This window comes from Vibrio parahaemolyticus, assembly GCF_900460535.1.
In the GTDB taxonomy this organism is placed as follows: Bacteria; Pseudomonadota; Gammaproteobacteria; order Enterobacterales; family Vibrionaceae; genus Vibrio; species Vibrio parahaemolyticus.
Genome location: NZ_UHIL01000001.1, coordinates 2,361,988 through 2,377,235, shown reverse-complemented (window position 1 = coordinate 2,377,235; position 15,248 = coordinate 2,361,988). Strand labels below are relative to the sequence as shown.

Genomic DNA, 15,248 nt, shown 5'->3' with positions numbered 1-15,248 from the left:
AAGAAGGAATTTGCAGTTTTGATGCCAATTAAAATTACTTTAAAAACAAGTGGTTAAAATTTAAACCTAAATGTTTTGCGCGTTATTGGTGCAGAATCTCCCCAATAATGTGAATTTGATCAAAAAAATCCCCGCCGAGAGAGGCGGGGATTGAACTCATTTCAAGCGTAACGTAAGGGAATTACATTACACGCATGCCAGGCTGAGCGCCTTCGTGTGGCTCAAGAATCCATAGGTCGCTACCACCAGGGCCTGCCGCTAGGATCATGCCTTCAGACATACCGAATTTCATCTTACGAGGTTTTAGGTTCGCTACCATTACGGTTAGCTTGCCTTCTAGCTCTTCAGGTTTGTAGGCTGATTTAATGCCAGAGAAAACTTGACGAGTTTCACCACCGATATCCAGTTGGAACTTAAGCAATTTGTTTGCTTTAGGCACTTCTTCACAAGAGATGATGCGAGCGATACGCAAATCCACTTGAGCAAAAGTATCAAACTCAATCTCGTCCGCGATTGGGTCTTTGTTTAGCTCAGTTTCTGTTTTAGCCGCTTCAGCTTTCTCTTTCGCTGCCATTTCTGCTGCAGCGTCTTCTTTCGATGCTTCGATCATCGCTTCGATGTTCTTTGGATCGATACGGTTGAATAGCGCTTTGAACTTAGTGATTTCGTGGCCAGTGAGTGGCTGAGCAATGCCTTCCCAAGTTAGCTCTTGGTTTAGGAATGCTTCAGTACGTGCAGCAAGAGCTGGCATTACTGGTTTCAAGTAAGTCATTAGTACGCGGAACAGGTTGATACCTACAGAACAGATGTCTTGTAGTTCCTGATCTTTGCCTTCTTCTTTCGCTACAACCCAAGGGGCTTTCTCGTCAACGTATTGGTTTGCTTTGTCCGCAAGTGCCGTGATTTCACGGATAGCACGGCCAAATTCGCGAGCTTCAAAAAGCTCTGCGATACGGTCAGCCGCTGCCACGAATTCGTTGTAAAGCTCTGGTTCAGCGAAGTTGTCAGATAGTTTGCCTTCGAAACGTTTAGCGATGAAGCCTGCGTTACGAGATGCTAGGTTAACGATCTTGTTGACTACGTCAGCGTTAACGCGCTGAGTGAAGTCTTCAAGGTTAAGATCTAGATCGTCAATACGGCTGTTTAGTTTCGCTGCGTAGTAGTAACGTAGACATTCTGGGTCTAGGTGATCGAGGTACGTGCTTGCTTTCACGAATGTACCTTTCGACTTAGACATTTTCGCGCCGTTTACCGTTACGTAGCCGTGTACGAACACGTTGTTTGGTTTACGGAAGCCAGAACCTTCAAGCATTGCAGGCCAGAATAAGCTGTGGAAGTACACGATGTCTTTACCGATGAAGTGGTAAAGTTCAGTTTTACTGTCTTTGTTCCAGTATTCATCGAAGTCTAGATCGTCACGTTTGTTACATAGGTTTTTGAATGAGCCCATGTAGCCAATAGGTGCATCTAGCCATACGTAGAAGAACTTGTCTTTTTCGCCTGGGATTTCGAAACCAAAGTAAGGTGCGTCACGCGAGATATCCCATTGTTGCAGACCAGATTCAAACCACTCTTGCATCTTGTTCGCGGTTTCTGATTGCAGAGAACCAGAGCGAGTCCACTCTTTTAGCATGCTTTCAAATTGAGGCAGGTCAAAGAAGAAGTGCTCAGAATCTTTCATTACTGGCGTCGCACCAGAAACTGCAGATTTAGGATTGATCAGTTCTGTCGGGCTGTAAGTCTCGCCGCAGTTGTCACAGTTATCACCGTACTGATCTTCAGACTTACACTTAGGACATGTACCTTTTACGAAACGATCCGGTAGGAACATCTCTTTTTCAGGGTCGAAAAGCTGAGAGATAGTACGGCTAGAGATAAAGCCGTTTTTCTTTAGCTCTAGGTAAATGTGAGATGCCAGTTCGCGGTTCTCTTCTGAGTGCGTGCTGTGGTAGTTATCAAAGCTGATATCAAAGCCAGCGAAGTCTTTTTGGTGCTCTTCGCTAACAGCGGCAATCATCTCTTCTGGAGTAATACCCATCTGTTGCGCTTTAAGCATGATTGGCGTGCCGTGAGCATCGTCAGCACAGATGAAGTTTACAGTGTTGCCGCGTAGGCGTTGGTAACGAACCCAAATGTCCGCTTGGATATGCTCAAGCATATGGCCAAGGTGGATCGAACCGTTAGCGTACGGAAGGGCACAAGTTACCAGCAGTTTCCTTGAAGGAAGGTGTCTTGGATCGTTTGCCATACTTAATATTCGCTTTTCTTGATAGGTATAAAAAAATTTTGATGGATAATACTACCCCATGAACTCACTAACTCCAAGGTGTCAAACCGCGGAATGCCTTAGTTTTTTTAGGGTTCTGGTTATGTCGGGTCGGTGGTAGCATGGTACTCAAAAGGAGGACTTATGCATCAGTTCACTTCAAAACAAGATTTTTGTCATTGGTTTAATCAATTTCAACATCCACAGTTAGTGGAAAACTGGGCCGATATTCACGGCGTTGTCACCATCACCGCTCAAGGTGAAGTGAAGATTACATTGCCATTTGCTAGTAATGAGCTTCAGCGCACATTGCAAAAATGGATTCAACAACAGCAAGCATCCAAAGCTGTAGCCGCGTTTCCGTTTCACATTGAACTCGGCGTAAAAGCACTAGAAACGCAGGTTTCTAATGCGGTGAAAGGCGTGAAGAATATCATTGCGGTGAGCTCTGCAAAGGGTGGGGTGGGCAAATCCACAACAGCCGTTAACTTAGCCTTGGCTATCGCGCAGTCGGGAGCGAAGGTTGGCCTATTGGATGCCGATATATACGGTCCATCGGTTCCGATGATGCTCGGCCAGGAAGATGCGAAACCAGAAGTTCGCGATGGCAAATGGATGGAGCCTATTTTTGCTCACGGCATCTATACTCATTCTATTGGCTATTTAGTTAATAAATCTGAAGCAGCGATCTGGCGTGGCCCTATGGCATCGAAAGCGTTAGCTCAGCTATTGAATGAAACCGATTGGCCAGAGCTGGATTACTTAGTGATAGACATGCCACCAGGCACGGGTGATATCCAGTTGACGTTGTCACAACAAATTCCTGTTACCGGCACGGTTTTGGTGACGACGCCACAAGATTTAGCGTTGGCAGATGCGCGCAAAGGTGCAGCAATGTTTAACAAAGTCAATGTGCCAGTAGTAGGTGTGGTCGAAAATATGAGTTACCACATTTGTAGCCAATGTGGAGCGACTGAACACATCTTTGGTATGGGTGGCGCGGAGAAAATGTCTCAAGAGTTTGGCTTAGCGCTATTGGGCCAAATTCCGTTGCATATTTCTATGCGAGAAGACATTGATGCTGGTGTGCCAACCGTTGTGAGACGACCTGACAGTGAGCATTCAGGCTACTACAAACAGCTTGCAGATCGAGTGTGTAGCACAATGTTTTGGCAAGGCAAAGCGAAACCAGATGCAATCAGTTTTACAATGGTAAACTGAGGTTGGTGGTTGAAAGTTGCACATTTTAACGTTTGCCTGGAGGTTAATCCTCTGGGCAGGCAGAAACTTATGACTAAACTCTAATTCCAGCTAGTAACTACGGGGTGAACTCCCTATAATCAGGCAGTTTATCTTTTTATGTGACTAGAAATCATCATCGGGTGCAAACTAATGTCTGATAATAATCAATGCGTCATCGTAGGTATTGCTGGCGCTTCTGCTTCTGGAAAAAGTCTGATCGCGAGCACAATTTACAATGAGCTTCGCGCGAAAGTAGGCGATCATCAAATCGGTGTCATCACGGAAGATTGCTACTACAACGACCAAAGCCACCTAAGCATGGAAGAGCGAGTAAAGACGAACTACGATCACCCGAGTGCGTTGGACCACGACCTATTGTGCGAGCACCTAGAGAAGCTTGTACGTGGTGAGGCCGTGGAAGTGCCTGAGTACAGCTACACAGAGCACACAAGAACAAGTAACACCACCACAATGACCCCTAAAAAGGTAATCATTTTAGAAGGTATCCTTCTTCTTACTGACCCTCGTCTTCGTGACCTGATGCACGCGACTGTATTTATGGATACGCCTCTGGATATCTGCCTACTTCGCCGTGTTAAGCGTGACGTTGAAGAGCGTGGCCGTACAATGGAATCCGTTCTTAAGCAATATCAGCAAACTGTTCGTCCGATGTTCATGCAGTTTATCGAACCTTCTAAGCAATATGCGGACATCATCGTACCTCGTGGCGGTAAGAACCGTATCGCGATCGATGTACTAAAAGCTCACATTGCAAAACTTTTGAAAGCTTAAGTCTTTAGACGGCTATATCGCTTTATTTTTATGATAAGAAGTGGCACTTTAGGTGCCACTTCTTTTTTTGTTTTTAAATTAGTCAGTTGCATGTCAAAACCGGATGACTTTCACGCTTTTGTGGAACTCTCGGCGGTAAATCTAGTCTGCGCTTATAATTTTAAAAACACACGAGCAAGGAAAAACAAATGAAGAAACTGCTCTTAGTTCTCGCGATACCTGTTGTGGTATTTGTTGCTGCAATTTTAGCGTTAACTATTTTTGTCAATCCAAACCAATTTAAGCCACTGATTGTTGAGCAAGCTCAGAAACAAACAGGGTTAGAATTAGTGATTGAAGGGGATATCAGTTGGCAATTCTTCCCATCAATTGGTTTTGAATTGGGAAGAACCGAACTGCGTAACCCGCAAGGTTTTAGTCAGCCAAATCTTTTTAAAGTCGACACTGTCGGTGTTGATGTTTCTGTCACACCACTTTTTAGCAAACAACTTGAAATCGGTAACATTACTTTAGATGGTGCGGAGTTCTACGTTGAAACGAAGAAAGACGGCAGCAAGAACATTGATGCTCTAACGAAAGCGCAAACTCAACAAGCAGAGCAACCGAATGATACTGCACCAGATCAAAGTGGTGAATCGCAGTCTGAAGGCTCAGATTGGAGTATCAACCTGGCTGGTGTTACGGTTTCTAATGGCTCACTAGAAATTCAAGACAAGCAAGCCGGCAATTACACCAAGCTGTATGATGTATCGTTGAACCTTTCTGAATTTGCTTTTGACAGCTGGACGACAGCTGACTTTGGTGTGAAAGGCGAAATGAATGACCAGAAGTTTACAGCAGAAGGTAAGGCAGACTTTAAACTGGCGAAAGGTCTTGCCAGTTATGCGTTGAAGAACATCAATGTTGATGCGACGTACACTGATCCAAACAACACTATTGAATCGGCAAAAATTGGCTTAGATACATTTGAATTCGATAAAGTAAACAATCTTAGCTACGCGCTTCAAGGCAGTGCGGCTGGTATGAAGCTGGACATGCAAGGCGGTGGGCAGCTTACGGTTGACCAAGCGATTAGCAAAGTGTTGTTGAATAAGCTTACGCTGAAATCAAGCTTTGAAGGTGATGCTTTGCCACAATCACCAATGAAAGTTGATATGGTCTCTGACCTCTCATTTGACCTAAACAAAAGCCACCTTAGCTTTATTCTAGAGAAGTTAACCGCAAACGCGATTGCATTGGATGGTAAAGCCGATGTGACATTGGGAGACATTCCAAAAATACGTTTTGCCCTTCATAGCCCTAATATCGATTTAGATGAATTCTTAGGCTTGGATAAACAAGCACCAGCAAGCGAAAAGCCAGCATCTGGTGGTAAGAGTGCATCCGCGGGGCCTGAAGTTGAGCCGGATCTTTCAGCACTGAAAACGCTGGATGTCAAAGGTGATATCACCATCGATAAGTTCAAAGCGGCTAACGCAAAAATGGAAGCGGTAAAAGCGAGCTTCACTGTCAATCGTGGTGTGTTTGACCTCACATCATTTAGCTCGAAGTTGTACCAAGGCACAATTTCAGCAACAGCAAGGCTAGATGCACGTAAGACGCCAGCGACTTACAGCGTGAAAAAATCAATCAAAGGTGTGAAAGTTCAACCGCTACTGATTGATGTTGCTAACAACGACAAGCTAGAAGGTACGGGTAACATCGACGTGAATGTCCAAGGTAGCAGTTTGACGCCGACAGGTATCAAACAGAACCTTGCTGGTACGGTAGTGATTAACTTTGCTGATGGTGCGGTAAATGGCATCAACGTTGCTCAATTGATTCGTGAAAACTACGCGCGATTCAAAGGGCAAAAAGTTGAAAGTACCAACGAAGTTAAGAAAACAGACTTCAGTGCGATGACCGCGACGTTGAAACTAAACAAAGGTGTGGTATCAACGGACAACTTGCGTGCTCAATCACCGTTACTACGTGTGCGTGGTAAAGGCAGTGCAAACTACATCAATGAGACGGTCGACTTTACTATCAGTACTTCAATTGTGGGTACGCTAGAAGGCCAAGGTGGTAAAAACATCGATGAGCTGAAGGACATCACGATTCCAATCAATGTGTCTGGTAAGTGGGCGGACCCTAAATTCAAACTCGTATTCGATGATGTTCTTAAACAGAAAGCTCAGAAAGAAATTGACCGTGGCGTAGAGAAGCTAACGGACAAAATCAAAGATGAGAAAACCAAAGAAGCGGTCGATGGTCTGTTGAAGAATCTTTTCAACTAACCACGCGTTGAAAGTGAAAGGGTTGGCATTGTGCCAACCCTTTTTTTCATTGTGCTGCAAGCTTTACCAGTCGACGCCTTTCAGCGCTTTTACGCCAGATTCAAATGCGTGCTTTACATTCTTCACTTCAGAAACGGTATCGGCCATTTCAATTAGTGTGCGATGTGCACCACGACCAGTAATCACAACCGACTGCATTTTTGGGCGATTGTTTAACGCTTCGACCACTTCGTCCAAATCGATGTAACCGTAACTCACCATGTAAGTTAGCTCATCGAATAAGATGACATCAATAGAGTCGTCTTGCAGCATACGCTTACATTCTTTCCAGACCAGTTGCGCTGCTTTGGTATCGGCGGTTTTGTTCTGCGTCTCCCAAGTAAAACCAGTCGCCATAACTTGGAATTCTACTCCCAGTTTTTCTAGCAAGTTGCGCTCGCCGTTGTCCCAAGTGCCTTTGATAAATTGAGCCACTGAACACGTAAGGCCGTGACCGACGGCGCGAGCAATCGTGCCAAAGCCAGATGTCGATTTACCTTTACCATTACCAGTAATGATCAGAAGTAGACCTTTCTCTTCTTGAGCGGCCGCAATTTTTGCGTCTACCTGTTCTTTTACTTTTTGTTGGCGTGCCTTATGGCGTGCTTCTTTATTTTCTTCGATAGACATAATACTTCCTTAAATCCGTTTCGTGCTTTGCCCGCGGTAGCTTGGGTTCATTGAATTATCTCGCTATGATAGACCAACATATCGTGAAGAAAAACCATCGATAATTCAGGGAATAAAATGAAGAGAATACTCGTTGTTTGTATGGGAAATATTTGCCGTTCACCAACCGGAGAGGCCGTTCTGAGAGCTAAAGCAGAAGAGTTAGGTGTCGATGTCGACATTGATTCGGCTGGGACAATTGGCTATCACACCGGAAACACGCCAGACTCAAGAGCCATGGCGGCAGGGAAACAACGTGGCTATTCGTTTAAAGGAATGCAAGCGCGCCAAGTGTCAGTGCAAGATTTCGAAGACTTCGATTTGGTACTGGCTGCGGATAAAGCAAACTTGGCTGACTTACTCGATATTTGTCCTGCAGAACATCGTCATAAAGTCTCGCTATTTTTAAGCCACTCTAATTCGAGTTATGACGAGATCCCAGATCCTTACTATGGTGGAGATGATGGATTTGAGTTGGTATTGGACTTAATCGAAGAGGCGTCGGTAGCGGTTTTGCAGAAGCTGTAATTATCTCGATATCCGATAAATAAAAAAAGGGATGAGCATTGCTCATCCCTTTACGCATAGATTAGCCAGCTAAAATGTCGGTTGCGACTTTGTAGCTAGGGTCTTCTTTCACGTTGATTTCGACTAGACTGCCAGCTTTGTCGAGTAGTTTGCGACAATCCGGACTTAGGTGACGAAGGTGAAGCGTTTTGCCGATGGAAGCGTAGCGCTCTGCTAGCGTTTCAATTGCCTCAATTGCCGAGTGGTCTGTTACGCGAGAGTCTGCGAAATCGACAATCACATCTTTAGGATCTTCTGGCGCATTAAACAGCTCGAGGAAGTTTGCTGCTGAACCAAAGAAGATTGGACCGTGAATTTTGTACTCTTTTGAGCCTTCTGCGTTCAAGCAAGTATCTGCGTAAATGTGCTTCGCATGTTGCCATGCAAACATCAGCGCTGAAGCGATTACACCAACCGCGACCGCAACAGCAAGGTCAGTCAGTACTGTAACGACAGTTACTAGTACGATAACGAAGAAATCTTGCTTTGGTACACGGCGAGCCAACTTAAATGTTGCCCATTCGAATGTGCCAATCACAACCATGAACATCACACCAACTAGGGCTGCTAGTGGAATCATTTCAATCAACGATGACGCAAACAAAATGAACATCAGCAGAGCTACAGCCGCTACGATGCCAGACAGACGGCCACGGCCACCGGAGTTTACGTTAATCATTGACTGCCCAATCATTGCACAACCCCCCATCGCGCCGAATACAGAACATGTCATGTTTGCCATGCCCTGACCGATACATTCGCGGTTAGATTGGCCACGAGTATTCGTCATTTCGTCTAAAACGGTCAGCGTTAGCAAAGATTCAATTAGGCCGATGGCCGCAAGGATCACTGCATAAGGCAAGATGATTTGCAGAGTCTCTAGCGTAAATGGTACTGATGGAATAGAGAAGGTTGGCAAAGAGCCTGCTAGTGTAGCGGCTTCATTACCTGACATAGAACGTAGGAAGTCGACAACTGTACGTGTCTCTAGATCTAACCCAACAACTAGTGCAGTCACGGTTACGATAGCAACAAGTGAAGATGGTACTGCTGTTGTAATTTTCGGCAAGAAGTAGATGATCGCCATGGTCAGCGCAACCAAACCTAGCATTAACATCATTTGATCTTGTGGAAGCCAAGTCAGCACGCCATTCATGTCTGGAGCCTTGAATTGTCCTAATTGCGCGAGGAAGATAACAATCGCTAGGCCGTTAACAAAACCAATCATTACAGGGTGTGGAACGATTCGAATGAATTTGCCCAATTTAAATAAACCGGCAGCAATTTGAAGAATACCGGCCAACATAATGGCAGCAAATAAGTACTGAACACCGTGGCTTGCAACAAGAGAGACCATTACTACAGCCATTGCGCCTGTAGCACCAGAGATCATGCCTGGGCGACCACCAAAGATTGAGGTGATAAGGCCAACGATGAATGCTGCGTACAGACCAACCATTGGGTCTACACCAGCAACGAATGCAAATGCTACGGCTTCAGGGACAAGTGCCAGGGCAACCGTCAAACCTGATAGCACGTCATTTTTAACAGAGTGCTTAGAAAATTGCGGGAATTCGAACATGTTTGTCTTTAAGTTCTCGTTGAGATGAGTTTATCCCGACACATATTCGTATTTGCATTAACCACTAAGTGATGAAAATACATTCAAGGTACTTAGTGTAAACCGTAGTAATAAAAGAGCAGCAGTAGAATGGTGTCGAAAACTTGAGTTGGCGAATGCTACCGAAAAGTGTGATTAAGTTCAAGAATGATACGGATAATGAACCACAAATGTGATCCGTCGTTGATATTAATATAACCAATTACGCTAGACCGAGAACAAACAAAAAAGGCCACCTTTCGGTGGCCTTTTGATTCTAGCTTTCAAGCTATCGCAATGATATTCAAACTTAGTTGAAGTTTGGCTTTGTCATTGCTGCAGAGGCGCGGTTTGTTGCCACTTGGCTACCAGCACCTTTAGCTTGGTAGCGTTCAGCTTTAAACGGCGCTGCGGCTACTTCGATTTCACGTAGTTCTTGAGGACCAGGTGCTTTTGTCATTGGTGCGCTAGCTCGTGGCTTAGCAACAACGTTGATAACTTCAGCTTTCATCTCTGGCGCTGCTACTGGAGTTTCAACGGCAACTTCTGTTGCTGCTTCTTCCACAGTTTCTGCAACGACTGGCTCTTGAACCGGAGCTTCTTCAACAACTGTTTCTGTTGTTGCTTCCGCAACAGGTGCTTCAGCCACTTCAACGATCGGCTCTACAGGAGCTTGATCAACCGCTACTGGCTCTGCCTTTTCAGGCGCTACAGCTTCAACAATCGGTGATTCAGCTTTAGCTGCTACTGTTTCTTGAACTTTAGGTTCAACAACAGGTGCTTCAGCTACCGCTGGTTGCTCACGACGGATGATGACTTTACCCATTGCCATTTCAGGGCAAGCAAAACCACCTTGCATAGCAGGTACAGTTGCAATTGCCACAACCGCTTCTTCCTGAACTCGCTCTTCCTTCTTAGGCGCTGGTTTTGGAATGTAACGTGGCATCACTTTACCCATTGCCATCTCAGGAGATGCTACACCGCCTTTGCGCAGACGGAATGGGTTAGGACGACGATCACGACCACGACGACGACGTTGACCACTTGCTCGTAGGTGACGAGGAGAACGACGGTTACGACGTTGTTTCGATTCACCTTGCTTGTTGTCTTGCTGTGCGTCTGCTGCTGTATCAACGGCTTGATCTACTTGAGACTCAACAGGTTCAATTGCTTTTACTGCTGTTTCTTCTACTTGCTCATCGGCAAGTTGATCTTTAACACGAACAGATTTGTTCAGTTTGCGACGTTGACGGCGCTCTTTGACTTTCTCTGTTTTCGCGTTTGCTTTCGCTTTATTCTCTTCAGGCTTCACTTCTGAGCGAGCTTCAGCCGCAAGTTGCAAGCCTTTTTCCGCTACTTTCGCGTTTGCTTTCGGCTCTTGAGCTTTTTCAGCTTGTTGAGGTTTTGGCTTACGCTTCTGGCTACGGTTTGGTTGCTGTTTGTTTGCAGGCTGTTGAGCTTCGTTTTGCTCATTTGCTTGCTCTTCACGAGGCTTACGGCGACGACGGTTATCACGGTTTTCACGACCTTCGCGGTTATCGCGTTGGTTGCTACGACGACGGTCGTTGCGATCGCGTTTGTTGCGCTTGTTGTCGCGGTTTGATTTCTTCTCTTCTTGTTTTGGTTCTTCTTTTACTTCTTCAGAACCACCAAATAGGAAGCTACCTAGTGCTTTAAACAAACGGCTGAATAGGCCAGGTTTTGCTTCTTGCTCTACTTCTTTCTTCTTCGCTACCGGCGCAGGTTTAGAAACAGGAGCTGGAGCGGTTTGAGCTGGCGCTGCAAAGCCCTTAAGAACTGGCTCTTCGATTCGCTTAGGTTTGATGTCTGTTTCAGAAGGTTCTTTACCTTCTGCTTCTTTCATTGCTTCCAACTTCTTAGGAAGTAGGTAAGAAATTAAATCAAACTCTTCACCTTCGCGTACGCGAATTACTTCAAAGTGCGGTGTTTCCATGTCTGAGTTAGGAACAACCGTAATTTTCACTTCTTGAATTCGTTCGATATGATTAACCGAGCGACGTTTTTCGTTCAATAGGTAAGATGCGATTGGCACTGGTACTACAGCCAATACTTGAGCTGTGTTGTCTTTTAGTGCTTCTTCTTCAATCAAACGAAGAACAGAAAGTGCTAGAGATTCGTTGTCACGAACAACACCTGTGCCGCTACAGCGAGGACAAATGTGGTGGCTTGCTTCTGCAAGAGAAGGGCTCAATCGTTGACGAGACATCTCTAGAAGACCAAAGCGTGAGATACGACCGATTTGTACGCGAGCACGATCTAGTCGAACAGCTTCACGTAGGCGGTTTTCTACTTCACGTTGGTGGCGTACTGGTGTCATATCGATAAAGTCGATAACCACTAGACCACCTAAGTCGCGTAGACGCAATTGACGAGCGATCTCGTCTGCTGCTTCTAGGTTGGTATTCAGTGCTGTTTCCTCGATATCACCACCCTTAGTTGCACGAGCAGAGTTGATATCGATAGAAGTCAGAGCTTCCGTTGGGTCGATTACGATAGAACCGCCAGATGGTAGGCGCACTTCACGTTGGAAAGCCGATTCAATTTGGCTCTCGATTTGGTAGTGGCTAAACAGCGGCACTTCGCCTTCGTACTTCTTAACGCGGTTGATGAAATCTGGGCGAACCAATTGAATGTGCTCTTTCGCACGTTCATAAATGGTGTTGCTGTCGATAAGGATTTCACCAATATCACGACGTAAATAGTCACGAATTGCACGAACGATAACGTTACTTTCTTGGTGGATTAAGAATGGGGCAGGGTTAGAGTCTGCCGCGCCTTTAATCGCGCTCCAATGGTTCAGCAGTACGTTCAAGTCCCACTCAAGTTCTTCTGCGCTCTTACCAACGCCAGCAGTACGAACAATCAGACCCATGCCTTGAGGCAGTTCTAGAGTGCTTAATGCTGCTTTTAGTTGAGTACGCTCATCACCTTCGATACGGCGAGAAATACCGCCTGCACGAGGGTTGTTTGGCATAAGAACAAGGTAGCTACCCGCAAGAGAAATAAACGTGGTTAGAGCTGCGCCCTTGCTACCACGTTCTTCTTTTTCTACTTGTACGATTACTTCTTGGCCCTCAGTCAGCACTTCTTTAATGCTTGGACGGCCTTGGTAGGTATAACCTTCAGGGAAGTATTCGCGGGCAATTTCTTTAAGAGGGAGGAAACCGTGACGCTCAGCACCGTAATCAACAAATGCGGCTTCTAAGCTTGGTTCAATACGTGTGATACGTCCTTTGTAGATATTCGCTTTTTTAGATTCATGTCCTGGACTCTCGATATCAAGATCGAAAAGTCGCTGGCCATCAACCAGAGCGACACGCAACTCTTCTTTTTGAGTTGCGTTAATTAACATTCTTTTCATTGAAAATTCTCGTTGTCTTTTCTTTTATATCTTTCTTGTCGACTTGCCACGTTTTTTTCGCTGTTTCACGGTGCCTGATCCCATGGCTAATATTTTGCAGCCTCCCGGCTGGAAGGGGATGCTCTGGGGCACTTCAGTCATCACAAATCTATTTTGGTTTCTGTTAGAAACGTAGACTTGTAACCCGCTATTTGGGCGGTAGGTACTCAACGTGAATATGCGAGGAGTAGGGTGGCAAGAGTGTTGAATTCAATGTGTCTTACGCCAATGCAGCACCTGAGCTTCAACCTTCTACTCACATTGCTTGAGGACAAATGATTGGTAGTGAATAAAATATAACCAAACCTTCCTTAGCAGCTGTGAACTATAGCAGTGCGCGTGGATATCAGCAATCTGCTTTAGCGCAAACGATGGAAAATTTGCCGCTAAACTCAAACTTTCCAATTTATAACTGGCTGTTAAATAAGCGATTGAATCACGTAAACTTCCAAAGACAGAAAACAAAACCAGAAGAAGGGAAAGGGTTTTAATAATCTAAACAAAAGGTTGGCGTATTTCGGAGCAGATTCTCGCAACAAGTGTTTCTTTTGCAGCAAGAATAATGTGAAGTCACGCGGATTTACGTTTACAATAGCGCGCATGAGCGAGATAAGAACACAAGTCCAGTTCGTTGATATCGACGAAGACATGGCGGGTCAACGCATTGATAACTTCTTGCGTAACCAATTAAAAGACATTCCAAAGAGCATGATTTATCGAATCGTGCGTAAGGGTGAAGTGCGCGTGAACAAAAAGCGCATCAAAGCCGAATACAAACTAAAAGCTGGCGACCTAGTCCGAATTCCACCTGTAACGGTTGAGAAAAAGGAAGAGGATGTCGCACCAAGCACGAAACTTAACAAGGTTGCTGAACTAGAACATATGATCATTTATGAAGATGATCATATGCTGATTCTGAACAAACCGTCTGGTACAGCAGTGCATGGTGGTAGTGGCTTGAAGTTTGGTGCAATTGAAGCATTAAGGGCATTGCGTCCACAGGCACGTTTCCTCGAATTGGTTCACCGTATTGACAGAGATACCTCGGGTATTTTACTGGTTGCTAAAAAGCGCTCGGCGCTTCGCCATTTGCAAGCGCAGTTCCGTGAAAAAACGGTGAAGAAGTTTTACTTCGCCTTAGTGATGGGGCAATGGAAAAGCAGCTGTAAAGTTGTGAACGCCCCCCTACTTAAAAATGAAGTGAACAGTATTGTACGAGTGAACCCAAACGGTAAGCCATCAGAAACGCGTTTCAAAATTCTTGAGAAATTTGAGCAAGCGACGTTGATTCAAGCCAGCCCGATTACGGGGCGTACTCACCAAATTCGTGTGCATACTCAGTACACCGGACATCCTATCGCATGGGATGATCGTTACGGAGATAGACGTTTTGATGCCTACACTGGTCAACTTGGATTGGACCGTTTGTTTTTGCATGCCGCGAACATTAAGTTTCAACATCCGTCTAATGATGAATGGATGGAAATTAATGCTCCGATGGAATCCAAACTAGAGAAAGTGCTTGTTGGATTAAGAAAGGCAAACTGAACGCATTTACTATAAACAAAGGGAGCTTTAGCTCCCTTTTTGCATCCCACTTATATATTAGGTTTCAAATGATGAAATGATGAGTAGAGGCGTTGATTAAACTTACAAGATCTCGAAACCTTGCTTTTGCAGCATATCAATCAAATCAATCAGAGGCAGGCCAACGAGAGTGTTTGGATCTTTGCCGACTAACTTTTCGAACAAACAAATTCCCATCCCTTCGCTTTTGAAGCTGCCAGCACAGTAAAACGGTTCTTCTCTGTCGACGTAACGTTCAATTTGTTCACGGTTTAAGTTTCTAAAATGTACTTCAAAAGTGTCGTAGCCAACTTCAGTCAGATTCGTCACCGAGTTATAAACCGCCAGTCCGGTATAGAAAGTGATGGCTTTACCACTTTGAGCAAGTAATTGATTGATAGCATTTTCACGATTTAGAGGTTTGCCAACGATTTTTCCATCAATTACGCAAACTTGATCGCTGCCGATGACCAAACTTGGTTTATTAATAGAGCAAGAGGTTGCTTTGTTTACGGCTAAGCGCTGGACTAGATCCAGAGGAGTTTCACTCTCATACGGCGTTTCATCGCAGTCAGGAGATAAACAAATGAACGGGACTGAAAGCTTTTCAAGCAGTTGTTGACGAAAAGGGGAGGTTGAGGCTAAAACCAGTTGGTAATTTTTCATTTTGAATTACAATTCACGCAAGCATTTCCAATAGGATAATCGATCAAAATTGATTATGGCTAATGCTCTGTATGTTAAGCGTAAAAAAGTACAACTTTTTTACCTTTTTCTTTGACTAATTTTGATTTGGAAGATAATATTCGC

General features: G+C 44.9%; 10 protein-coding genes. 5 read left to right on the top strand and 5 right to left on the bottom strand.

What is annotated here, in order from left to right; genetic code table 11:
* Positions 1-181 precede the first annotated feature (181 nt).
* A complete protein-coding gene (gene metG, locus DYB02_RS12255) occupies positions 182-2,248 on the bottom strand; it encodes a methionine--tRNA ligase (RefSeq protein ID WP_029862508.1) in 2,067 nt (688 codons plus the stop codon).
* A gap of 162 nt (positions 2,249-2,410) precedes the next feature.
* Between metG and apbC the strand changes: the two genes are divergently transcribed.
* From apbC to DYB02_RS12240, 3 genes are all read left to right on the top strand, one after another.
* The gene (apbC, locus tag DYB02_RS12250; RefSeq protein ID WP_025554228.1) at positions 2,411-3,487 is read left to right on the top strand and encodes an iron-sulfur cluster carrier protein ApbC; all 1,077 of its coding nucleotides are present in this window, start codon (positions 2,411-2,413) and stop codon (positions 3,485-3,487) included.
* 171 nt (positions 3,488-3,658) lie between these two features.
* Positions 3,659-4,300 (top strand): uridine kinase, encoded by a 642-nt coding sequence (gene udk, locus DYB02_RS12245; protein ID WP_005461598.1) that lies wholly within the window; start codon positions 3,659-3,661, stop codon positions 4,298-4,300.
* A 188-nt stretch (positions 4,301-4,488) separates the two neighbouring features.
* Positions 4,489-6,576, top strand: coding sequence for an AsmA family protein (locus tag DYB02_RS12240; RefSeq protein WP_029806908.1), 2,088 nt, complete (start codon positions 4,489-4,491; stop codon positions 6,574-6,576).
* Positions 6,577-6,639: 63 nt separating this feature from the next.
* Here the strand turns inward: DYB02_RS12240 and cobO are convergent, their stop codons facing one another.
* A complete protein-coding gene (gene cobO / locus DYB02_RS12235) occupies positions 6,640-7,245 on the bottom strand; it encodes a cob(I)yrinic acid a,c-diamide adenosyltransferase (RefSeq protein WP_029807186.1) in 606 nt (201 codons plus the stop codon).
* A 117-nt stretch (positions 7,246-7,362) separates the two neighbouring features.
* Here cobO and DYB02_RS12230 point away from each other — a divergent pair, with 117 nt between their 5' ends.
* Positions 7,363-7,812 (top strand): low molecular weight protein-tyrosine-phosphatase, encoded by a 450-nt coding sequence (locus DYB02_RS12230; RefSeq protein WP_023650163.1) that lies wholly within the window; start codon positions 7,363-7,365, stop codon positions 7,810-7,812.
* A gap of 61 nt (positions 7,813-7,873) precedes the next feature.
* On the opposite strand, the gene DYB02_RS12225 is transcribed toward DYB02_RS12230, so the two are convergent.
* Positions 7,874-9,433 carry a SulP family inorganic anion transporter gene (locus DYB02_RS12225; RefSeq protein WP_020838711.1) on the bottom strand — a complete coding sequence of 520 codons (1,560 nt, stop codon included), beginning with the start codon at positions 9,431-9,433 and terminating at the stop codon, positions 7,874-7,876.
* Between the two features lie 328 nt (positions 9,434-9,761).
* Positions 9,762-12,833 carry a ribonuclease E gene (rne, locus tag DYB02_RS12215; RefSeq protein ID WP_029805599.1) on the bottom strand — a complete coding sequence of 1,024 codons (3,072 nt, stop codon included), beginning with the start codon at positions 12,831-12,833 and terminating at the stop codon, positions 9,762-9,764.
* A gap of 639 nt (positions 12,834-13,472) precedes the next feature.
* On the opposite strand from rne, the gene rluC reads away from it, so the two are divergent.
* Complete coding sequence (gene rluC, locus DYB02_RS12200) at positions 13,473-14,420, top strand: 23S rRNA pseudouridine(955/2504/2580) synthase RluC (RefSeq protein WP_005461586.1); 948 nt, start codon at positions 13,473-13,475, stop codon at positions 14,418-14,420.
* 102 nt (positions 14,421-14,522) lie between these two features.
* Here the strand turns inward: rluC and DYB02_RS12195 are convergent, their stop codons facing one another.
* Positions 14,523-15,104, bottom strand: a complete 582-nt coding sequence (locus tag DYB02_RS12195) for a Maf family protein (protein ID WP_005494552.1) — start codon at positions 15,102-15,104, stop codon at positions 14,523-14,525.
* Positions 15,105-15,248 lie beyond the last annotated feature (144 nt).